The sequence below is a fragment of the Bacillus sp. BC05(2025) genome (genome assembly GCF_056725905.1).
Genome location: NZ_JBWYRA010000043.1, coordinates 1 through 369 on the forward strand (window position 1 = coordinate 1; position 369 = coordinate 369).

Sequence of the window (369 nt, forward strand, 5' to 3'; positions counted from 1 at the left end):
TATTATTCCGCAGTAGCTCAGCGGTAGAGCTATCGGCTGTTAACCGATCGGTCGTAGGTTCGATTCCTACCTGCGGAGCCATTGGAGAGCTGTCCGAGTTGGCCGAAGGAGCACGATTGGAAATCGTGTATACGTCATAAGCGTATCAAGGGTTCGAATCCCTTGCTCTCCGCCATAGGATTTATAATATTTGGCCCGTTGGTCAAGTGGTTAAGACACCGCCCTTTCACGGCGGTAACACGGGTTCGAATCCCGTACGGGTCACCACTTTGGAGGATTAGCTCAGCTGGGAGAGCACCTGCCTTACAAGCAGGGGGTCGGCGGTTCGATCCCGTCATCCTCCACCATATAAATTATATGAATAGTATT

General features: G+C 51.2%; 4 tRNA genes. All 4 read left to right on the top strand.

Annotated elements, in window-relative coordinates:
* The first annotated feature begins 6 nt into the window (after positions 1 to 6).
* The 4 genes from ACZ76X_RS29075 (at position 7) to ACZ76X_RS29090 (ending at position 347) form a co-directional block, all read left to right on the top strand.
* Positions 7 to 81, top strand: a tRNA-Asn gene (locus ACZ76X_RS29075).
* Positions 82 to 83: 2 nt separating this feature from the next.
* Positions 84 to 175: transfer RNA gene (locus ACZ76X_RS29080), tRNA-Ser, on the top strand.
* Positions 176 to 192: 17 nt separating this feature from the next.
* Positions 193 to 267, top strand: a tRNA-Glu gene (locus ACZ76X_RS29085).
* A 4-nt stretch (positions 268 to 271) separates the two neighbouring features.
* Positions 272 to 347 (top strand) — tRNA-Val (locus ACZ76X_RS29090).
* The last annotated feature ends 22 nt before the right edge of the window (positions 348 to 369 follow it).